At 71.5% G+C, this 20,461-nt stretch carries 16 protein-coding genes; 7 read left to right on the forward strand and 9 right to left on the reverse strand.

Annotated features, from left to right (window positions below; genetic code table 11):
• Positions 1-235: 235 nt before the first annotated feature.
• The 3 genes from ACQPZF_RS20165 to ACQPZF_RS20175 all read left to right on the forward strand — a co-directional run bounded on the left by ACQPZF_RS20165 (position 236) and on the right by ACQPZF_RS20175 (position 3,465).
• Complete coding sequence (locus ACQPZF_RS20165) at positions 236-1,396, forward strand: putative glycoside hydrolase (RefSeq protein ID WP_433273855.1); 1,161 nt, start codon at positions 236-238, stop codon at positions 1,394-1,396.
• A 140-nt stretch (positions 1,397-1,536) separates the two neighbouring features.
• On the forward strand, positions 1,537-2,511 hold the full coding sequence (locus ACQPZF_RS20170) for a VOC family protein (protein WP_433273857.1): 975 nt from the start codon (positions 1,537-1,539) through the stop codon (positions 2,509-2,511).
• Between the two features lie 126 nt (positions 2,512-2,637).
• Positions 2,638-3,465 (forward strand): SDR family NAD(P)-dependent oxidoreductase, encoded by an 828-nt coding sequence (locus ACQPZF_RS20175; RefSeq protein ID WP_433273859.1) that lies wholly within the window; start codon positions 2,638-2,640, stop codon positions 3,463-3,465.
• A gap of 64 nt (positions 3,466-3,529) precedes the next feature.
• Here the strand turns inward: ACQPZF_RS20175 and ACQPZF_RS20180 are convergent, their stop codons facing one another.
• The 4 genes from ACQPZF_RS20180 to ACQPZF_RS20195 all read right to left on the reverse strand — a co-directional run bounded on the left by ACQPZF_RS20180 (position 3,530) and on the right by ACQPZF_RS20195 (position 8,407).
• A complete protein-coding gene (locus tag ACQPZF_RS20180) occupies positions 3,530-4,525 on the reverse strand; it encodes a helix-turn-helix domain-containing protein (RefSeq protein ID WP_433273861.1) in 996 nt (331 codons plus the stop codon).
• A gap of 269 nt (positions 4,526-4,794) precedes the next feature.
• A complete protein-coding gene (locus tag ACQPZF_RS20185) occupies positions 4,795-6,972 on the reverse strand; it encodes a hypothetical protein (RefSeq protein WP_433273863.1) in 2,178 nt (725 codons plus the stop codon).
• Positions 6,969-7,385, reverse strand: coding sequence for a GtrA family protein (locus tag ACQPZF_RS20190; RefSeq protein ID WP_433273865.1), 417 nt, complete (start codon positions 7,383-7,385; stop codon positions 6,969-6,971). Before ACQPZF_RS20190 ends, ACQPZF_RS20185 begins: the two co-directional genes overlap by 4 nt.
• Positions 7,382-8,407 (reverse strand): glycosyltransferase family 2 protein, encoded by a 1,026-nt coding sequence (locus ACQPZF_RS20195; protein ID WP_433273867.1) that lies wholly within the window; start codon positions 8,405-8,407, stop codon positions 7,382-7,384. The genes ACQPZF_RS20190 and ACQPZF_RS20195 overlap by 4 nt, the downstream gene beginning before the upstream one ends.
• 308 nt (positions 8,408-8,715) lie before the next feature.
• Here ACQPZF_RS20195 and ACQPZF_RS20200 point away from each other — a divergent pair, with 308 nt between their 5' ends.
• Positions 8,716-10,431 (forward strand): PIG-L family deacetylase, encoded by a 1,716-nt coding sequence (locus ACQPZF_RS20200; RefSeq protein WP_433273869.1) that lies wholly within the window; start codon positions 8,716-8,718, stop codon positions 10,429-10,431.
• Between the two features lie 599 nt (positions 10,432-11,030).
• Here ACQPZF_RS20200 and ACQPZF_RS20205 read toward each other — a convergent pair.
• Complete coding sequence (locus ACQPZF_RS20205; RefSeq protein ID WP_433273871.1) at positions 11,031-13,622, reverse strand: CHAT domain-containing protein; 2,592 nt, start codon at positions 13,620-13,622, stop codon at positions 11,031-11,033.
• Between the two features lie 100 nt (positions 13,623-13,722).
• Here ACQPZF_RS20205 and ACQPZF_RS20210 point away from each other — a divergent pair, with 100 nt between their 5' ends.
• Positions 13,723-14,880 (forward strand): S8 family peptidase, encoded by a 1,158-nt coding sequence (locus ACQPZF_RS20210; protein ID WP_433273873.1) that lies wholly within the window; start codon positions 13,723-13,725, stop codon positions 14,878-14,880.
• Between the two features lie 117 nt (positions 14,881-14,997).
• Positions 14,998-16,002, forward strand: a complete 1,005-nt coding sequence (locus ACQPZF_RS20215) for a pirin family protein (RefSeq protein ID WP_433273875.1) — start codon at positions 14,998-15,000, stop codon at positions 16,000-16,002.
• A gap of 48 nt (positions 16,003-16,050) precedes the next feature.
• Here the strand turns inward: ACQPZF_RS20215 and ACQPZF_RS20220 are convergent, their stop codons facing one another.
• The gene (locus ACQPZF_RS20220) at positions 16,051-16,914 is read right to left on the reverse strand and encodes an LLM class F420-dependent oxidoreductase (RefSeq protein WP_433273877.1); all 864 of its coding nucleotides are present in this window, start codon (positions 16,912-16,914) and stop codon (positions 16,051-16,053) included.
• Positions 16,915-16,973: 59 nt separating this feature from the next.
• On the reverse strand, positions 16,974-18,572 hold the full coding sequence (locus ACQPZF_RS20225) for a sulfatase (protein WP_433273879.1): 1,599 nt from the start codon (positions 18,570-18,572) through the stop codon (positions 16,974-16,976).
• Positions 18,573-18,645: 73 nt separating this feature from the next.
• Here ACQPZF_RS20225 and ACQPZF_RS20230 point away from each other — a divergent pair, with 73 nt between their 5' ends.
• Positions 18,646-19,329 carry a RibD family protein gene (locus ACQPZF_RS20230; protein ID WP_433273881.1) on the forward strand — a complete coding sequence of 228 codons (684 nt, stop codon included), beginning with the start codon at positions 18,646-18,648 and terminating at the stop codon, positions 19,327-19,329.
• Here ACQPZF_RS20230 and ACQPZF_RS20235 read toward each other — a convergent pair.
• Both ACQPZF_RS20235 and ACQPZF_RS20240 read right to left on the reverse strand, forming a co-directional pair.
• The gene (locus ACQPZF_RS20235; RefSeq protein ID WP_433273883.1) at positions 19,299-19,703 is read right to left on the reverse strand and encodes a DoxX family protein; all 405 of its coding nucleotides are present in this window, start codon (positions 19,701-19,703) and stop codon (positions 19,299-19,301) included. The two genes, ACQPZF_RS20230 and ACQPZF_RS20235, sit on opposite strands and share 31 nt — an antisense overlap.
• The gene (locus ACQPZF_RS20240; protein ID WP_433273885.1) at positions 19,696-20,433 is read right to left on the reverse strand and encodes a CDP-alcohol phosphatidyltransferase family protein; all 738 of its coding nucleotides are present in this window, start codon (positions 20,431-20,433) and stop codon (positions 19,696-19,698) included. The genes ACQPZF_RS20235 and ACQPZF_RS20240 overlap by 8 nt, the downstream gene beginning before the upstream one ends.
• Positions 20,434-20,461 lie beyond the last annotated feature (28 nt).

Below are 20,461 nucleotides of genomic sequence, written 5' to 3' on the forward strand. Positions count from 1 at the left end.
CTGGGCGCGGCCGGTCCTGGTCCGCTGATCATCGCCGGAAAGTGCCGCGGAGAGTTTTCCCGCCTGCGACACGGGTATCCGAATTCGCAAAAGGTGGCCTGACCTGCGTGATCGCGACACGCGGCTATCGGCGAGGTGAACCGTGAGCATTCTCCGCACCCTCCGTGTGATCGGTGTCGTGGCGGCGCTGTCGGTTGGTCCATCCGTGGCTTCCGGTGCGGTAGAACATACGACTGTGAGCACGCGGAGTGGCTATGTCGGAGTCGGGGACGCGAACTCGTTCTGGCTGCACCTGAACAGCACGCCGACGCCGGACTGGTTGCTGGCGATCGAGGCGTGGCGGCACAAGTACATCGTGCTGAACGCCTGGGAGGGCGAGCTGCTCGCGAAGCTGAAGCGGAGCAACCCGAGGGTCCAGGTGTTCGTTTACAAGGACCTGTCCTCCACCCGCGACTACGCCTGCGAGAACGGGGCCGACCACGAGCACCTGCCCACCGGCGTCGGGTACTGCGCCGCCGACCGGGACCACCCCGAGTGGTTCCTGCTGGGGCCGGACGGCAAGCGGTTCCAGTACGCCGGGTACCGCGGGCACTGGCAGATGGACATCGGCGACACCACCTACCAGGACGCCTGGGCCGCCAACGTGATCGCGGACGCCCAAGCGACCGGGTTCGACGGCGTGTTCATGGACAACGCGCTGTTCACCTCCGACTCGTACCACCCCGGCGTCCGCCCGGCGAAGTACCGGACGGACGCGGAGTTCCAGACCGCGTACAAGACGATGCTGGCCAACATGAAGGGCCGGTTCGCCGACGCCAAGCTCAAGACGGTCGCGAACCTGTCCAACGCCCGCCTGCACGACGGCGCGTGGGACGCCTACACCGAGCACCTCGACGGCGGCTTCGACGAGTGGTGGCTGACCTTCGACAACAGCAACCTGCTGCCCGAGTACGACCAGGGCTGGAGCCGCCAGGTCGCGGAGATCGCCTCGAACGAGGCCCGCGGCAAGATCACCTGGGTCCAGCCGCACTTCGGCCCCGGCCAGGACCGCCCGCTGCGGTACGCGATGGCCGGCTACTTCCTGGCACTCGGCGACAAGGCCGCGATCGCCGAGGTGGAGGAGACCGACGACTACGGCGACCCGACCGCGCGCCACCCGATGTACCACTGGAACCTCGGCACGGCCGCGGAGGCGTACCGGTCGGTAGGCCCCAACGTGTTCCGCCGCGACTTCACCTGCGGCGCGGTGATCGTCAACGCGAACCCGTCCACGAGCGGACCGGTGCAGGTGCGGCTCGGCGCGTTCTACATCGACGAACGCGGCGTGGCGGTGACCTCGGTCAGCCTGGACGGCACCTCGGGGACGATCCTGCGCAAACCCTGCGCTGCCAGGTGACGACTCGCACGTGACGCCGGCCGTGTGCCGACTCGTGTGTGCCGACTCGTGTGACGCCGGTCGTGTGACGCCGGTCGTGTGACGACTGGCGGGTGACCTGGGAGGCCGGCGGCGTCGGAGGTGCCTATACGTTGACGCGCATGGGTTTCGACATCACCGGCTTGCACCACATCGGACACGTCGTGCGGGACATGGCCGAAGCGCTCGCGCTCTACCGGCGGCTGGGGTTCGCCGTACCGCCGCCCGGCTATCCCACGATGGCGCCGCACGAGGGCGCCGAGCCGGTGCCCTTCGGGGCGGCCAACACGCACGCCGACTTCGCCCGCGACTTCCTGGAACTCGCGACCGTCGTCCGTGCGGACTCCGAAATCCCGGCCGACGCGAAGCTGGTGCCGCTGCTCGCACCGCCCGACGTACTGCCCGTGCTGCTGGAACGGATCGGCTCGACCAGCGCCAACCTGGCGGTGTGCCTGGACCGGTTCGAGGGCCTGCACATCCTGATGTTCTCCTCCGCCGACATCGACACCACGGCCGAGCGGCTGGCCGGCGCGGGCGTGCGGCACGGTGGCGTGAACACCGTGCAGCGGCCCGTGCGAACCGACGCAGGCACCACGATGGAGACCGTCCGGTACCTGGAGATCGACGGCGACCGACCCGGCACGGAGGCCGAGGGGCGGATCGGCGTGGTGGCCGACCTCGATCCGGACATCCAGGGAACGCGGCTCCTGGAGCACCCCAACGGCGCGGTGGCGCTGCTGGAAGCCGTGGTGTGCGTCGCGGCGGACGAGCTGGACGCGGTCACCGCCCGGTACACCGCGTATCTGGACCGGACCGCCGAGCACGACGGCGTCACGCGGATGTTCGACCTCGGCGTCGCCCGGCTGAACCTGGTCGCGGACGGCGATCTCGGGACGTTGCTGCCCGGAGAGCGGCCCCTCGCGTTGCCCGCGCTGGTCGGGTTCACAGTCGGCGTGCGGGACGTAGCGGTGACCGGGCGGCTGCTCCGGGACAACGGGATCGCGACGCGGCGCACGGCGGCGGGTGACGTATTCGTGCCGGCCGACGCGGCGATGGGCGCGGCGATCGTGTTCCGCGACGTTTCGGATTCGTCCTGAGAATCGTTCCCGGCGCGTGTCGCCGCCTTGGCCCAGAGGTCGAGGTTGATGTCGGATCGATCTACGGTGGGCAATAGGAATCCGACTGCCCATTGACAACCGGTACCGATTACCAGGGAGCATGGCTTGACGAGGACATACGTGATCACGGGCGCCAGTGACGGCATCGGTGCGGCCGTGGCGCGCGCGTTGTTTTCCCGGGGTGACCACGTCGTGGCCCTCGGCACGAACCCGGAGAAGGGCGCGGCGCTCATCCGGGACGCCGAGCGCGCGCCCGGCAGCCTGGAGTTCCTCCAAGCCGACCTGAGCCTGGTGTCGAACAACCGGCGGACCGTCGACGCGATCCTGGAGAAGCACCCCAGCGTCGACGGCCTGGTGCTGTGCGCGCGCTACTTCCGCACCTACCGGGCGGTGACGGCGGAGGGCTTCGAGCACAACTTCGCGTTGTTCTACCTGAGCAGGGTGCTGTTCAGCTACGGGCTCCGGCCCGCGCTGGAGAAGACCGACCACCCGGTGATCGTCAACGTCGCCGGCCCCGGCCACGACACCCCGGTTCCCTGGGACGACCTCCAGAGCGCGCGCGACTACGACGGCGTGCACGGGATGTTCATGACCGGCCGGCTGGATGACCTGCTCGGCGTGACGTTCGCGGAGCGGCACGGCGCGGGCCCGGTGCGCTACGTGCTGTTCCACCCCGGCACGACGTCCACCGGATTCGTCGGCGAATTCGACCCGCCGACGGCGGCCTACATCGAACAGCAGAAGGCATCGGCGAAACCGGCCACCGCCGTGGTCCCGCCGATCGTGCGGCTGCTGGACAACCCGCCGGAAGAGCCGCTCACCGCGTTCACCACGCACAGCGAGCTGAGTGTGCGCGGCAGCCTGTTCTCGTCGGCGGACGCGGCGCGCCTCGCGGAAATCACCGACGAGCTGCTGGAGCGCTTCGGGCAATAGCGGACCGACCCCGGCGCCATCCGGGCGGTCGGCTCCCACGTCGGGGTCGCCGGGTGCGGTCGGCTCAGCCTCCCGTGGAGTCCGCCAGAACGGCTCGCGACGCGAGCGCGTGCCGTCGGTGGTCCGAGGGGCTGATGCCGTATTCCGTGCGGAATGTACGGCTGACGTGCGGTGCGTCGTAAAGCCCCCAACGGGCGGCGACGGCGGCCACCGTGCGACCGGCCAGTCGCGGGTTTTCCAGATCCTGTCGAATGCGCTCCAGCCGTCTGCTCCGGATCCACGCGGACAGCGGCCGGTCCTGGTCGGCGAACAGCCGGTACAGGTACCGGACGGAAATCCGGTGCGCCCGCGCGATGGTCCGGGGTGACAGATCCGGGTCGGCCAGATTGGCCTCGCAGTAGGCGAGTATCCGGTCGGGCAACCCGGACCGGTCGTTCTCCACGGGCGTTTCCCGCCCGGCGAACGTCATCGCGATCATGTCGACCAGGGAATCGGCCAAATGTATTCCGCCCTGCGCCACACCGCTTTCCAGTTCGTCCGCCAGACCGGTGAAGAACCCGGCGACGAGCCGCCGCACGCCCCGCCCGGTGGCCAACGGCAGGGCGAGGACCTGCTGCAACGCGTCGGCATCCGCCGCGAAGTACGGCCGGGGGCAGGCGATCACGATGGTGCGGAAATCGTCGTCACGGCCGAGCGCGCAGTCCCGGTGTTCGAGTGAATAGGGCCTGGTCGTGTCGTAGATGGCCAGGTCGCCGGGTGCCATCACACTGCGCCGCCCGTCCTGGGTGACGACCATTCGCCCGGAAAGCTGCAATGCGACTTTGTACACGTCGTTGTCGGTCGAACTGATGTGCCGGGAATGGCGGCTCACCGTGCACGCGGACGACCGGATGTCGGACACCAGAAGTCCGCCGGTGTGCTCGGCGCGTATCCGTGCGCGCACGTCCCGGATGTCGTGCGGGGTGATGGCCAATGGGGCGAACGCGCTCGAAGCGACCGTTTGGAACTCCTCCAGTCGGGCCTGCGGAGGATTGGCGGCGTCCGTGGCGAAATCGGTCAACTCGTCACCTGCCTTCGTGCCTTCGCTGCCACCGTACCGGCACTTACCCCGGCCGTACGCGAATCGACAAGTTCCGGTGCGCGTTCTGGCGTTCCGCGCCGTGGTCACCGGCGTACCTTCACCGAGCCACTGCGGGCGAAGCACGCGACTGGGGGTCGTGGTGGGGGGTCGCGGTGGTGGCCGACGGTCGAGGGGTGCGTCGGCCGCCACCGTGTTTCGGATCAGCCCTGCCGAGGACGGCTGGGCCGCCTGCGGTCGCCACCGCGAAGTCAGACCCCCGTCGGGGACAGCTCGGCCGCCTTCGGCCGCTCCTCGGGCACCTCCAGCCGGTCCCGCCGCGCCCGCCACCGCGTGAAACCGCCGTACCCGAGCGCGCACAACAGGCTCAGCACCGCCAGCACGCTGCCCAGCGGCATCCCCGGCGGCGTCCACCGGAGGGTGAGCCGGCCGCTGTCGACATCCGCCGGCAGGTCCACCGCGAGCAGCCCCGCCGGGCCCTGCCGGGTGGCCAGCTCACGGCCGTCGAGTTCGGCGCGGTAGCCGGGCCAGGCCAGCCGGGCGAAGACCAGCGTGCCCGCCTGCCCGCGCTGCTTGGTGAAGCGCACCGACTCGTCCCGGTCGTCCGGGGCGACGTCCTCGCCCACCTGGACGCCGGCCGTGGCGTGCGACAGCCGCCCGTCGGGCCACGGCACGGGCTGCTCGCGGCTCAGCACGGTCTCCTGGGCGGACTGGAACGAGATCCGCCAGCCGGGCGGCGGCTGGACGCCCGGCCGGAACGCGTTCTCGACCACCACGCTCTCCACCCGCATCAGGTCGACCAGCGGGCGGCCGTCCAGCGCGGTCGGCGTGAAGATCTTCTCCAGGCTGCCCGCGCAGGTGCCGCCGTGGTAGGCCATGCACACCGCCGCCGAGAATTCGCGGAACGACATCCCGGTGTACGAGCCGACCGACGACAGCCCGGCGACCAGGCCCACGTTCCCCGGCAGCGCGATGCCGACCGGGAACGTCGTGCCCCGGTGCGGCGGCGTCTGCGCGCGCAGCTCGGGGATCGACCGGGGGTAGTGGTGCACGGCCACGTCCCCGTTGAACGGGAACCACGACGTCTGCGCCACCAGTCCCACCGCGACACCCACGACCAGCACGCCGTAGCTCACGAGCTGCCGGCCGCGGCGGGCCAGCCACAGCGCGAGCGACACGCCGACCACCAGCAGCGCGAGCGCCACCAGGTGGTGCCGCCACTGCCAGGGACTCGCCGCGAACGTCAGGTAGGCCGTCAACGTGAGCGCGCCGGCCGTGAACACCACCCGCCGCCGCACGTGGTCCAGCCGGGGACCGCCGGTCAGCAGCACCGCGAACAGCACGGCGAACGCCAGGTAGACGACTTCCAGGTGCCGCAGCGGGAACCGGAACATCCACAGGTTCGACGGCCCGATCGCGAGCAGCAGGTAGGCCGCCGCCACCAGGAACACGCCCAGGAGCGGACGCCACCGCTCCCGGATCCGGCCCCAGTGCAGCCACGGCAGCAGTGGCACCACGAACCACGCGAAGTACACGCTGGGCGTCAGCATGCGGACGCTGTGCCCGAAGCCCTTGATCATCGGCTGGTGGCTCGCCATGCTCATGTTCAGCAGCTCGGACAGCCGGGGCATGAGCACCCCGTCGCTGGCGAACCCCTGGCCCGCCCGCGTGGTCACCGACGAGCTGCCCAGCAGCGGCAGGTACACCAGCGGCACCAGCAGCGCGACCAGCCCGCCCACGACGAGCAGCCGCACCAGCGCCGTCCGGTCCCGCTTCAGCCACGACTCGACCAGCAGCGCGCCCAGCACCACGCACACGCCCAGCAGGCCGTACGGGTTGCCGGTGGTCACCGCGAGCGCGCCGAACAGGAACGCCCACAGCGGGCTGCCCGCGCCGCGCGCCGCCCGCCGGGCCGCCCACCAGGTGAACGGCAGCCAGGTGAACGCCATCAGCCCGGCCGCCCAGGTCGCGGCGTCGTAGTACAGGGTGAACCCGCTGAACGGCAGCGCGATCGCGATCACCGCCGCCGGGCCGCGCCCCGCGCCGTACTCCCGGCACAGCAGGTACACGCCGAGCGCCAGCAGCGTCAGGAACTCGGTCTTCACCACCACGGAGGCCACCGCGAGGTCGTCGAACCGCGAGACCAGCACGTAGTTGGCGAGGTTCACCGGGTTCCAGATCCCGAACAGCGCCTCGGCGGCGAAGTTGCCGCCCATCCAGTTGTCCAGGTCCAGCAGGGGCGGCCAGTCACCCTCCAGCAGCCGGTCTCCCAGGTGGTGCCAGGTGGGCAGGAACTGCACCGCGCTGTCGTCCCACACGTAGAACAGCCGGTTGCGCAGGTACGGGATCTGCGCGATCAGCACCACAGCGGCGCACACGCCGAGCGCGACCAGCGGTCCCCGCGCCGGCCGGTGGACGAGCGTCGTCACGACGTCCGTTCCTCTTCCTTGATCAGTGGCGCGGCCGGCTGCTGGCGACCCATCAGCACGAGCTGCGCGACGATGAACGTGAACGGGATCGCCACCGCCGAAGCGAGCAGCGGCGCGATCCGCTGGTTGACCTGGAACCACGCGACCAGGACGTACAGCCCGGCGGTGGTCACCACGAAGTTCGTCACATTGGACAGCGGGAACAGCAGGAACGTCCGTAATGACGGCTTCGTGCGGAACGTGAAGTAGCAGTTGAGGAAGTACGAGCCCACCATGGCCAGCAGGAACGCGACCACGTGCGCCGCCAGGTACGGGATGGCCAGGCGCAGCAGCAGGTACAGGCCGTAGTAGACGCCCGTGTTGACCACGCCGACGAGTCCGAACCGGACGATGCGTCCCAGCCGAGCGGTCACCGAGTGGTCCGCTCCGTGAAGGGTCCGGCCACGACCTCGCCCATGATCTCCGCCGCGTGCTCGGCCACCTCGCGGCCCAGCGGCAGCGTCACCGGGGTGTGCCCGGCGCCGCCGGACTCCTTCACCAGGAAGTGCGGCCGGCGTTTCGACTCGGAGTAGATCCGGCCGACGTACTCGCCGATCACGCCCAGGAACAGCAGTTGCAACCCGCCCAGCACGAGGATGCCGCACATCAGGGTGACGTAACCGGGCACGTCCACGCCGTTGCGCACGGCGGTCACCAGCACCCAGATCGCGTAGCCGAACGCCACCGCCGTGACCAGCGCGCCCAGGTAGATCGCGACGCGCAGCGGTTTGGAGTTGAACGACACCACGCCGTCGATGCCGTAGTTCAGCAGCTTGCGGAACGTCCAGCTACTGTTCCCGGTGTTGCGCACCACATTGTCGTAGTCGATGACGGCGGTGTCGAAGCCGATCCAGGAGAACAGGCCCTTGGAGAACCGGTTGTACTCGCCCAGTGACAGCAGCGCTTGCACCGCGCGCCTGCTGAGCACCCGGAAGTCGCCGACGCCGTTCTGGAGTTCGACGTCGATCACCTTGTTGATCATCCGGTAGTAGAGCGTCGAGACGAGCTTGCGCAGCGGGGCCTCGCCGCGCCGGGACCGCCGGGCGATCACCTGGTCGTAGCCCGCGCCGACCAGGCCGATCATGCGCTCCAGCAGCTCCGGCGGGTGCTGGAGGTCGGCGTCCATGATCGCCACCAGGTCGCCGGTGGCGTGGCCGAGCCCGGCCAGCATGGCGGCTTCCTTGCCGAAGTTCCGGCTCAGCGCCAGGTACTTGAACCGCCGGTCACGCTCCGCGAGCAGGCGGAGCAGCGCGAGCGTGCCGTCGCTGCTGCCGTCGTCCACGAGCAGGACCTCGAAGTCCTCGCTCAGCGCCGGCAGCGTGCGCATCAGCGCCGCGTACAGGTCTTCCAGCCCGGCTTCCTCGTTGAAGCACGGGACCACCACCGAGATGCGCACAAGTCCCCTCGAAACCCCTCAAGACACTGTCCGTGCCGGCTACCGTCGTGTAATCCCACCTGTTAACGACGCCGCACAACCCTCGCCCGTTGCTTCGGCGTCATACTGATCACGGGTTCTGCGCTGTCGCCTTTCTGTCGGTAGCCTGTCCGTCGCAGCAGGGGTGGAATGCGATGGGGGCACTTGGGGTTATGGCGCGTACACAGCCGTTCGCACTGCTTTTGGCATTGGCGTTGGCGGTGCTCGTGGCCTGCGGAGACCCTACCGCACGGCCCACGGCGGGCCACGCGGTCGCACACCTTCAGGTGGTGGCGCACCACGACGACGATCTCCTTTTCATGAACCCGGATGTGCGGGACGCGGTCCGATCGGGCAACCGCATGATGACGGTGTTCCTCACGGCGGGTGAAGCGGAGGAGGCGGACGCGAGCGGCTACTCGGCGGCCCGCCAGGCAGGCGCCCGCGCGGCCTACGCGGAGATGGCGGGCGTTCCGGACGAATGGGACGGCGCGGCCCTGCTGCTGGCCGACGGTCGGACGGCCGAGCGGTACACGCTCAAGGCCCGCCCGCTGGTGTCGCTGGTGTTCCTCAACCTGCCGGAGGACGCCGACCCGAGGGCGAAGGGAGGCCGGGGCGCGCTGCGCCGCCTGTGGGAGGACCGGGGCGGCTGGTACTCGGTGGACAGCCTGCTGCCGACCGGAGGCCAGGTCACCACCCCGTCGAGGTACACCGGCAACGGCCTGATCCGCGTGCTGGCCCGCCTGATGGCGGAGTTCCGGCCGACCGTGCTGCGCACCCAGGACAGCGACCCGGACCCGGACTACCCGTTCTGGAAACCGTGGCACGACCACCCCGACCACGTCATGAGCGCCCGGTTCGCCGAGGCCGCGGCCCGCGTCTACCGCCGTACCCAGGGCAGTCCGAGCCTGACCCAGATCGGGTACCGCGACTACAACATCGAGAACGCGCCGGTGAACCTCGACCCGACCCAGCAGAACGACAAGATAGGCCACTTCGCGGCCTACCAGCGCCACGACAAACTGGCCCACGGCCCGACCGCTTACGACCGCTGGCCCCGCCGCATGTACTACCGGTGGGACCGGGGCACGTCCTGGGTGGGCCGAGCACCGGACGGCCGACTGCACGCTTTCGCCGTCCAGGGCAGGCAGGTCACGCAATGGCGGCAGTCCGGCGACACCTGGGAGAACACGGAGTCGAACCGAGCCGACGGACCGTTGGCGACAGGCTTGGCCGTGGGCGTAGGAAGAGGCGGTCTGACCGTCTGCGGACGACGGTTGGACACCCGCGAGATCACCTGCCGCGACGACCGGGGCTGGAACGGCCTGGGCAGCCCGGACCCCGGCGACAGCAGGGTGGGAACCCCGGCGGTGGCGGCCCACCGGGACGGCCGGCTGGCCGTGTTCGTACGCGACGGCCAGGGCGGAATCAGCCGCGCCGAACAGGACACAGACGGCCGATGGGGCCCGTGGAGCCGACTCGGCGGATCCGACGTGCAGGACGGCTTGAGCGCGGCACAAGGCCCGGACGGCACACCCGAGGTCTTCGCAGGCACGACCAAGGCCGTCGTCCACTGGGCAGGCACTTGGGACGACTCCTTCCCTGCGGTACCCCCCGCCGGCGCGCCGGTAGCGGTAGCCGGCCCGACCGGGACGACGGTCGTCGTCCCGGTGGCGGAAACCGGAGAGGTCGCCAAAATTGCCCGATCGGGCAGAACTTGGACAGCTCCGATCCGAAGCCCCGGCCCAGGCGGACCCGGAGGCCCGGCAGCGGTATCCGCCTTCGACCGGGTGACCGTAGTGGGACGAGACGGAACAGGCGGCGTGACAACCGACGCGACCGGCTCATGGACCGGAATCGGCGGCAAGGTACTGGACCACCCGGCAGCGGCAGTGGACGGAGACGGCCGACTGGTGGCACTGCTCATCGGCCCGGACGGCAACCTGCACACGGCGACCAAGACAGAACGCGACGGCCCCTTCGCACCTTGGAAGCCGGCCGGCTGAGCAACCGCCGCAACACCAGCCAACAGACCCAACCACCGCAAAGCCGTGGCGCGCGCAGCGCGCACTCCTGTCGGTGGGCTGCGTGTCATCCCCGTATGGCCTGCCCGCAGGGAACCGCGCTTGGGTGGGGAGTGCAAGCACGCTTTTCGCTTGCGCTCCCCACCCAAGGGTGGTGGTCTTTGACCAGGTCATACGGGGATGGCACGACGCCCTGGTCCTGCTTTTGTGATCATCCTTGGCGGCCTGCCTGTCCGGCGAGGACGCTTGTAGCTCTTCGTCGAAGCGCGATCGCGACCGCCTCAAGACCAAAGATCAAAAGCGACGCTCGCCGCTGGGCAGGCCTCCGGGGAGGAAATGCCAAGGCGTCGTGTTCCCCCCGTATGACCTGGTCAAAGACCACCACGCTTGTCAAGGAGGTGCAAGCGAAGAGCGTGCTTGCACCTCCTTGACAAGCGCGGTAGCCCTGCGGGCAGGCCATACGGGGAGAACACGAGGCCCCTTCTTTGTGCTCGCGCAGGCTTAGGTCGGTGTGCTCGCGCAGACTCCGGGTCGGTGTGCTCGCGCAAGCTTTGGGTCGCGGTGTGCGCAGGCCTCGATGTTCAGCCGGCGCCGATGCATACGAAGCCGGCTGCGGCGGCGAACGCGGCCGGGCTGGTGGTTGCCACTTCCTGTTGTGCGGAGGCGAGCGCACGTGCCGGGGGTTCGCCTGCCGCCAACCGTCGGTGGACAGCGGTCATCAGGGGCTTGGTCTCGGTGTCGTGGATCGGCACCACGGAGGCGATCACGCGCGCTGCTCCGCGTTCGATGAAAGTCGCGCTGAGGCCGAGCAGTTCGTCGCCCGAGCACACGACGGACCGGCCCACGTCGCACGCCGCCAACAACACAGTGTCCGGCACGCGCTTGAGCCGTTGCACATCGTGGACGATGAGTCGTCCGTCATGCAGGCGTAGAGCCGAGAACAAAGGGTTGTCAGCGGCCAACACGCCGTGTGCCGCAAGGTGGGCGGTGCCGGCTGTCGCAAGGGCCGTCAGCACCGCGTCCACGGTCGCCGCGTCGTCCAGCAACGCGGTCGTGCCGTGGATCGCCGCGACGGCTGCGGCTTCCTCCCGTGCGCCGGGCAGGTCCGGTCCGCCCGCCACCAGCACGTCGCCGGCGATGGGTGGACGGGTCGCGGCCTCGTGCCACAGTGCGGCTGACGGGGACACCGCGACCGGGCGGCCCGCGCAGGACGGCAGGATCGACCAGGGCAGGCTGTGCAGCACGCCGGTGGGGACGACCACGAGTGGTCGGTCGCCTATGTCGACGGGGGTCAGCAGCAGTTCGTCCAAGCGGGTTGCCGTGCCGTGCAACAGGGTCTCCGCCGGTTTGGCGTTGCCGGGTCTGGTGAGGCGGCGCAGTGCGAACGGTACGCGGTCCAGCAGGTCGGCTGCTTCGGCGGCCGAACCCAGGGTGTGCAGGCGCAGCCGTCCATCCACCAAGGACAGTGCCAGCAGGTCGTCGTCCACTTGCAAGTACTCCACGAGTGCCCGGTCACCGAGGACCCGCGCGAGTTCCCGGGGCGACGCATGCCGGGTGGCGGACGTCAGATCCGCGCGGAGCAAGCGGCTTCGGTCCCGGATTCGGCGTTCCAGCTCCACCTGTCGGCTCGCCAGGCGGCTGGATGTCCCCGGGGTCCGGTCCAGCTCGGCGGTCGTGGCGCGGAGGCGGGGGAGGAGGTCGGCCAGTTCCGGGTCGTCGGGTGGCCGCACGGGTCGGTGCAGGAAGCGGCTCGCGCGGCCTCGTTCGGCCCACTCGAAGACGGCGGTGGGGCGGCCTCCCGCCAGTGCCGCGCGCAGGCCCAGGTCGGCCAGGTCGGCACGGTGGGTCGCGGAGTAGGCGCGCAGGTCGCTCGCGCCGAGTGCCGCGTGGTGTTCGTCGAGCACGCGTAGTCCGGCCCGTGCCGCGTGGGCCGCTCCGCGTGGGTTGCCGGCGCGTTGCCGCAGCAGGGCTTCGGCGTACCAGCCACGGGCACGCAGCGTCGCGGGCCCCCGTCGACGGGCTCGTGCGGCCTCGGTCAGGTGGGTCGTGGCCACCGCGTGCCGGCCGCGCAGGTCGGCCAGCCGCGCGGCGTCCAGGCGGGCCTGCACGGCGGCGAGGGGACGGCCCTCCGCGAGGGTCGCGACCATCGTCTCGGCGTGCCGCACGGTGATCCGCGAGCCCGCGCCGAGTTCGGCCCGCAGCACGGCCGAGCGCGCCAAGGCCGCCCACTGCGGACGTCCCTGCCGGGTGAACGCGCGCAGCGCGCCGCCGCCGTGCTCGGCCGCCGTCGCCCAGTCGCGTTCCAGCAGCGCCGCCTGGGCCAGCAGCAACAGCATCTCCGCCACCCTGAGCCTGCGGTTCTCCCGCCGGAACGCCTCGGCGGCCCGTTCGGCGGCGTGCCGGGCCTCGGACACCAGCCCGACGGACAGCAGCAGCTCCGCCCGGTCCTGGAGCACTGGCGCGGTCTGGCCGCCGTGGCGGCCGATGACGTCCTCCGCGCGGTCCAGGCACGCGAGCGCGGCGGGCACGTCGCCGCGCAGGCCCGCCACGAAGCCCATGTTCTCCGCGATGATCCCGACCACCAGGTCGCGGCCCAGCTCACGGGCCAGCGCGTCCGCCTCGGCCAGGTCGCGTTCGGCCGCGTCGAAGTCGTACCGCTCGGCCTGCAGGATGCCGCGGTTCATCATCACGCGTTGCAGGGCGAGCCGGTCGCCGCCGCGGCGCAGCGCCTGGGCCGCCGCCTGGTAGTCGGCGTAGGCCTCGTCCAGCCGCCCGACGTGGTAGAGGATCACCGCGCGCTGCGCCCGTGCCTTCGCGCCCGCGTGTCCGGTGAGGACGGTCAGCGCGGCGTCGATCTCATGCAGCGCGGAACGGGTGCTGCCGCGCTGCGCCAAGGCGAACGCGAGCTTCATCCGGCTCTCGGCGGCGAGTTCCGGCCGCCCGGCCGACGAGCCGTGGCGCACCGACCGGCGCAGGTGGACGACGGCCTCGCCCACCTCGCCGCACTGCTGGAGCGCGTGCCCCCACGCCTGCTCGGCCAGGGCGGACGCCTCGCGGTCCCGTTCCCGCGCGGCGCGGCGGGCGGCGCGTTCGGCGGCGGGCAGCGAGCGGCCGGGGTCCGTGTCGGCGAGCCGCACCGCCTCGCGTGCCTCGTGCAGGGCGGAGTGCGGCATACGCCCAGAGTGCCTGGTGGAAATCCCCCTGCCAACGCATCAGCGGAGGAGGATGCGGCATCGGAGATCAAGCGGAGACCCGACCGAGAGAAGGAACGCCATGCAGTACTACCTGCCGGACGTGCCGGCGACCGCCCAGCCGGACGAGCTGATCGTGGACCTGCGGGAGATCGGGATCGTCGAGGACGCGCTCGACGCGCTCGGCGTCCAGTTCGTCCGCACCGCGGAGGTGGAGGTGCTCGACCTGGCCCTGTTGCAGCTCTCGTACGCCGTCGAGGCGGGCACCGTGTTGGCGATGGACATCGACCCGGTGCTGTTCGAGCTGCGCAGGAGGGTCGCGGCCGAGTGCGGCGGGTGGAACCCGGTGCTGGGCAAGAACCGGCACGTGAGCCACCAGTTCGGGGCGTACCCGCAGACGCAGTCCATGTCCGGCGACTTCGACCCGCACCCGGCCGACGCGCCGCAGCGGCGGAGCGCGGACCCGGACGCCGGTGAGGGCGTGCGGGTCGGGGTGCTCGACACGAGGCTGTACCGGCACCCCGACCTGGCCGGGCACGTCGAGACGCCGGACCCGGCGACCGTGCTCGACCCGCACCCGACGGACCCCACGCCGTGGGAGGACGGGCACGCGACGTTCGTCGCCGGGCTGATCGCCGCCCAGGCCCCGAAAGCGACGCTCGTGGTGCGGCACGTGCTGGACTCCGAAGGCCGGGCCACGGCGTGGGACACGGTCGCCGGGATGGCACGGTTCCTCGAAGACGGCGTGCACCTGCTCGCGCTCGCGATGGGCAGCCGCTCGCACGACGGGTTCGCGCCCCTGGCCGTGCAGCGGGCCGTCGAACGGCTCCGGCCGCACATGCTGGTCGTGGCGGCGGCGGGCAACCACGGCGCGGTGCCGGGCATCCGGCACGGGATCACCCGCACGTCGCCGACCTGGCCGGCCGCGCTGCCGGGCGTGGTCGCGGTCGGCGCCACCGCGGTCGACGGCGCCCCGGCCCCGTACAGCCCGGACCTGCCGTGGGTGGCGTGCGCGGCGGTCGGCGACGAGTTGGTCAGCACCTACCTGGAGGGGAAGGTGCAGCTACGGTCGGGGCAGACCGTGGAGTTCCCCGGCTATGCGACGTGGAAGGGCACGTCGTTCTCGACCGCGACGGTGAGCGGCGCGATCGCGGCGCGGACGCAGCCCGGCGAGGTGACCGCCGAGCAGGCGTTGCGGCAGTTGCGGGCGGAGGGGACCGTGGTGCGGCCGGTCGGCTGACGGCCTGCCACCGAACGGACCCGACGCGTGGCCGGACCGGGTGAAGGCGTGATCGGCGCTGCCACCCGCCCGCTCGCTCTACGATGGCCTGGTGACGACCCGACCGAGGCCCGCGCGATGAGCAACGTCGAGACCAGCCCGGCGGAACTGGTGTGCACCGGCACGTCGGGCCCGGAGTCGAAGGTGGAGGTCCTGGAACCGCGCGACGTGCCCCTGGGCGGCCCGCGCGCGATGACCGTGCGTCGCACGCTGCCGCAGCGGTCGAGGTCGATGATCGGCGCGTGGTGCTTCGCCGACCACTACGGCCCCGACGACGTGTCGGCGACCGGCGGCATGGACGTCGCGCCGCACCCGCACACCGGCCTGCAGACCGCGAGCTGGCTGTTCAGCGGCGAGATCGAGCACCGCGACAGCCTCGGCGTGCACGCGGTGGTGCGGCCCGGCGAGCTGAACCTGATGACCGGCGGCCGGGGCATCTGCCACTCGGAGGTCTCCACCCCGGACACCACCGTCCTGCACGGCGTGCAGCTCTGGATCGCCCTGCCGGACCACCACCGCGACACCCCGCGCGACTTCCAGCACCACACCCCGCAGCCGATCACCTTGAACGGCGCGACCGCCCACGTCTTCCTCGGCACGCTGGCCGGCCACACGTCCCCGGTGCGGACGTTCACGCCGCTGCTGGGCGCGGAACTGGTCCTCGACCCCGGCGCGGACCTGGCGCTCGACGTCGACCCGGCGTTCGAGCACGGCGTCCTGGTGGACCAGGGCACGGCCGAACTGGCCGGCACCCGGCTGGGCCACGCCGAACTCGGCTACACGGGCCCCGGCACGCGCACCCTCCACCTGGCGAACCCGGGGGAAGGCCCGGCCCGCGTGATGCTCCTCGGCGGCGAGCCGTTCGGCGAGGAGATCGTCATGTGGTGGAACTTCGTCGGCCGCGACCACGACGAGATAGCCCGGTTCCGCGACGAGTGGCAGGCGGAATCGGACCGCTTCGGCGCGGTCCACGGCTACCCCGGCGACCGCCTACCCGCCCCACCACTACCGATGGGCCGCCTCCGCCCACGCGGCAACCCGCCACTGCCCGACCGACGGCCACCCACCCCGCCGCTCGACTAGCAGGCGCTCGACCAGCAACAGCCCCGCCGGCCACACCCTCGCCGCGACCTACAGGACTTGCACCCGATCACCCACGGTGTCGACCACCCGCCTCACCCACTCGGCCGGCACGGGCCCGCGAGCGTTCAGCCACACCTGCGAGATGCCGAGTTCCGCGTACTCGTCCATCTCCGAGACGAAACCCCCGGGGTCCTCCAACGGATCACCGCCGAACAGGATCGTCTTCTCGATGGTCGTAGGGTCGCGCTTCTCCGTCTCGCAGTGACGGGCCAGCACCTCCAGCTTGTGCGCCACCGCAGCCCGGCCGGTCCCGAACAGGTTGCACGCGTCGGCATAGCGGGCGACCAGCCGCAAGGTCTTCCGCTCACCACCGCCGCCGATCAGCACGGGAGGCCGCCGGACCGGCCGCGGCACGCACACCGTCTCGGCGAGCTGGTAGTGCCGGCCCGAGAACGGCCCGGTGTCGTCGCTCCACATTTGGCGGCAGATCAGCAGCGTCTCCTCCAGCCGCTCGAACCGCTCGGCGACCGGTGGGTACGGCACACCCAGACCCCGGTGCTCCCGCTCGTACCAGGCCGCGCCCACCCCGAGCAGCGCCCGCCCGCCGGACAGCACGTCCAACGTCGTCACGACCTTCGCCAGCAGACCGGGGTGGCGGTAGGTCACGCCGCTGACCAGCGTGCCGAGCGTGATGCGCGAGGTCTGGCCGGCCACGAAACCCAGCGCCGCGTAGCCCTCCAGCATCGGCTCCGCCGGGCCGCCCATGTGCTCCATCTGGAAGTAGTGGTCCATCACCGTGAACGCCGCGCACCCGCCTTCCTCGGCGGCACGCGCGGTGTCGGCGAGCGCCCCCGGCAACGACTTCGGCGCGTCGGGCAGGCTGAAGTTCGGGAAGTGGACGGCGAGTTTCACGCAGACCTCCTGGAAGCCGGTGCCCTCACACTATTGCGGACCGGTCCGGCCCCCGCCGATCACGGGCTCGCCTGCCCGAAGGCACTCAAAAACCGGTCCCGGAACGCATTCATCCGCCACACCGCGGCCTGCGGACCGGGTTTCAGGCCCTCGTCCCAGCCCCAGCCCGCGATCCGGTCGAACACGGCCGGATCACGCGACACGAGGGTGATCGGCACGTCCCGGCCCGCGTCGCCACCGGTCACCACCTGCGCGGGCTGGTGGTCGCCCAAGAACAGCAGCACGAGGTCGTCGTCGCCGTAGTTCTCCACGTAGGAGACGAGAGTGCTCAGCGAGTACTCGATGGACCGGCGGTAGTCGGCACGCACCTGTGCCGGGTCGCGGGTGAAGATCGCCTCCGGGACCACGTCGCCGTTCGGCATGTCGGCGAACACCGAGCCGTCGCCCAGGTCCCGCCAGTCGAGCAGCCGGGGGACCGGCGACCACGGCGCGTGGCTGGTCACCAGCGCGATGGTGGCCATCACCGGCGAGTCGCCCTTGGACCGCTCGAACGCCGCCAGGGTGTACTGGTCGGGCGTGGTGGCGTAGCCGAAGCGCGGGCCCCGGTAGCCGAGGCCGTCCGCCGGGAGGATGCGCTGGTGGCCGAAGAACGCGCCCTCCGGCCACGCCTGCGTGATGCCGGGCATGACGCCGACGGTCCGCCAGTCCGCGCGGCGGAACGCGCCGTTGAGCGTGAGCCGGTCGCTGCTGACCAGGTTGCGGTAGCGCTGCTGGTTGTCGATCCACAGGCCGGACAGCAGGGTGGCCTGGGCGAGCCAGCTCCCGCCACCCGCCGTCGGCGAGGTGAGGAACGCGCTGCGGGACGTGAACCCGGCGTCCCGGAGGCGACGCGTCCCGTCGTCCAGGACCCGCGTGACGGACGGCGCGATCTCGGGGTCCTCGACCGCGTCCCGCCCGTAGCTCTCGACGAACACGACCACGACTTCCTTGCCCCGCAACGAGGTCAGCAGCCGGTCGCCGGGTGTGTCGCGGAACGCGTCGACCGCGGCCTCGGCGGCGAACGCCTCCTGGTCGTGCAGCCCGACCCCGACCCGCCGCGCGTGCTCGAAGACGAACACCGCCGCGCTGTCGGACGTCACCGGCGTGCCGGGCAGGGTGATCCACGCCACCGCGAGCACGGCCACGACCCGCAGCGCCACCGGCCGGTGCCCGGACACCAGCCGGGACAGGCGCAGCACCGCCAGCGTCACCGACGCCACCAGGACGAGCGCCAGCACGATGGCCCCGACCACCGCGCCGACCGCAGCCGCCGGTCCCGCCGTCACCTCCACGAAGTCCACCGCCGGGCCGAGCAGCGGCCAGTCCAGCACCAGGTCGAACGGCCGGTACAGCACCTGGTCGAAGCCGATGTCCAGGATCTTCAGCACGGCCATCAGCCCGAGAAGCGCCCCGCCCGCCAGCGCTGCGGCCCACCGCGCCCGACCGGGCAGCACCAGCACCAGCACGACACCCAGCAGCCCTTCCGCCGGGATGCGCAGGAACGCACCCGGTGAGAACCGGTCCAGGTCGTTGGGCGCGACGAGCACGACCAGCACCAGCAGCGCGGCCAGCCCGGTCAGCGCCCAAGCCGCGGCCCGACGCCAACGGTCCGCCGTCATGAAGCCCTCCAGTCGTCCGATGGGGAAACGTGCGCTCGGGGTAGGTGGTTCAAAGGTCGGTACGGTGGTCCGCGTGAACCGCCCTCACGTTCTGCTCAGCGTCGCCGTCAGCGTGGACGGCTACATCGACGACCGGAGCGCGGACCGCTTCCCGCTGTCCAACGCCGAGGACTTCGACCAGGTGGACCGCCTGCGCGCGGAGTCCGGCGCGATCCTCGTCGGCGCGGAGACCGTGCGCCGGGACAACCCGCGCTTACTCGTCAACAGCCCCGACCGCCGTGCCGCGCGGATGGCGGCCGGCCGCCCCGAATACCCGCTGAAGGTGACCGTCACGCGGTCCGGCGACCTCGATCCCGAGTTGCTGTTCTGGCACCACGGCGGCGAGAAGCTCGTCTACACCACCGATTCCGGTCTGCCGACGGCCTCGGCCAGGCTCGCCGGCCTGGCCGACGTGGTCTCCCTCGGCCCGACGATCGACTTCGCGGCGCTGGTGGACGACCTCGGGCGGCGCGGTGTGGACCGGTTGATGGTGGAGGGCGGCGGACGCGTCCACACGGCGTTCCTGGCGGCAGGCCTGGCCGACGAGGTCCGCATGGCGGTCGCCCCCATGCTGATCGGCCAGGCGTCCGCGCCGCGGTTCGTGCTGCCCGACGAGTTCCCCGGCGGTCCCGCCCGCCGGTTCCACCTGGAGGACGTGACGGCGCTGGGCGACGTCGCCGTGCTGCGCTACTTCCCGAAACGCCCCGGCGCGAGCTGACCGGTCAGCGCCCGGACGGTGTCCCGCCGGAACCACGCGACGACCGCCGCCACCACCAGCAGCACGGCGGGCAACTGCGCGTCCCCGTTGGCCAGCAGGAACAGCTCGGTGCCCACCGCTCCGGCCATCACCCCGACCAGGCCCAGCGCGGCGAGCCCGCACAGCCGGGGGACCAGCAGGCCGACCGCGCCCGCGATCTCCAGCGTGCCGGTCAGGTAGCGCAGCCACTGCCCGAACCCGATCTCGTCGAACTTCCGCACGAAGTCGTCGCCGAACAGCAGGTATCCGCTGTAGACGAAGTAGGCGGCCAGCAGGATCTGCAAGCCCCACAGCACGATGTCGCCGACGCGCGCGACGACGTTCCGATCAGACACGGGAGCATCCCTTCACCGGTGTGGCCGCGGTGGCCACTGGAACCCTGCTCCGCCGGAGCCGGCGCACATCGCGGCCGAACGACCACACCAGCGCGGCCAGCGCGAGTCCGACGAAGACGTCCGCGAACGGCACGATCCCGGACGCGGCGGCGACCAGCAGGACACCCTGCACGGCCGCCACCGCCTTGCGCGCGAAGCTCGGCGGCAGCTCCCCGCGCAACCACGGCGCCACTGCGGACGCCGCGACGAAGGCATAGCGCATCGCCCCGATGGCGAGCACCCACGGGCCGAACGTGCCGGCCACGTGGACGCTGAGCACGAGGATGAGGAACGCGTCGACCTCCATGTCGAACCGCGCTCCCAGCGGTGACGTGGTGCCGGTGCGCCGCGCGACCCGGCCGTCCACGAAGTCCAGGGCCAGCGCCACGGACGCGAGCACCACCAGGACGGTCGTCCCCGCGCCGTCGACCACCAGCGCCGTCACGCCGCCCACCAGCACGCCCCGGCCCAGCGTCACGCGGTCGGCGGGCCCGAGGGCCCGGACCCGGAACCGGACCATCGCCGCGCTGAGCAGCACCCAGGTGCCGAAGCCGTACGCGAGGCCGACGAGCCAGCCCGGCGGGCCGAGCCCCACCGTGCCGCCGAGCAGGCACAGCAGGACGACCTGGAGGCCCGCCCACGCCGCCTGTTCCGGGACAGCCGGCGCGGTGTTGTGCTGAAGTGTGATCATCGTGCCCCTCATGACCGCGTTTTCGGAG

The organism is Actinosynnema sp. CS-041913 (genome assembly GCF_050942485.1).
Classification (GTDB): Bacteria; Actinomycetota; Actinomycetes; order Mycobacteriales; family Pseudonocardiaceae; genus Actinosynnema.

Coding starts and splice junctions, on each gene's coding strand:
- ACQPZF_RS20170 (WP_433273857.1), top strand. CDS start 1,537: ATGGGTTTCGACATCACCGGCTTGCACCACATCGGACACGTCGTGCGG.
- ACQPZF_RS20240 (WP_433273885.1), bottom strand. CDS start 20,433: ATGATCACACTTCAGCACAACACCGCGCCGGCTGTCCCGGAACAGGCG.
- ACQPZF_RS20210 (WP_433273873.1), top strand. CDS start 13,723: ATGCAGTACTACCTGCCGGACGTGCCGGCGACCGCCCAGCCGGACGAG.
- ACQPZF_RS20215 (WP_433273875.1), top strand. CDS start 14,998: ATGAGCAACGTCGAGACCAGCCCGGCGGAACTGGTGTGCACCGGCACG.
- ACQPZF_RS20205 (WP_433273871.1), bottom strand. CDS start 13,622: ATGCCGCACTCCGCCCTGCACGAGGCACGCGAGGCGGTGCGGCTCGCC.
- ACQPZF_RS20225 (WP_433273879.1), bottom strand. CDS start 18,572: ATGACGGCGGACCGTTGGCGTCGGGCCGCGGCTTGGGCGCTGACCGGG.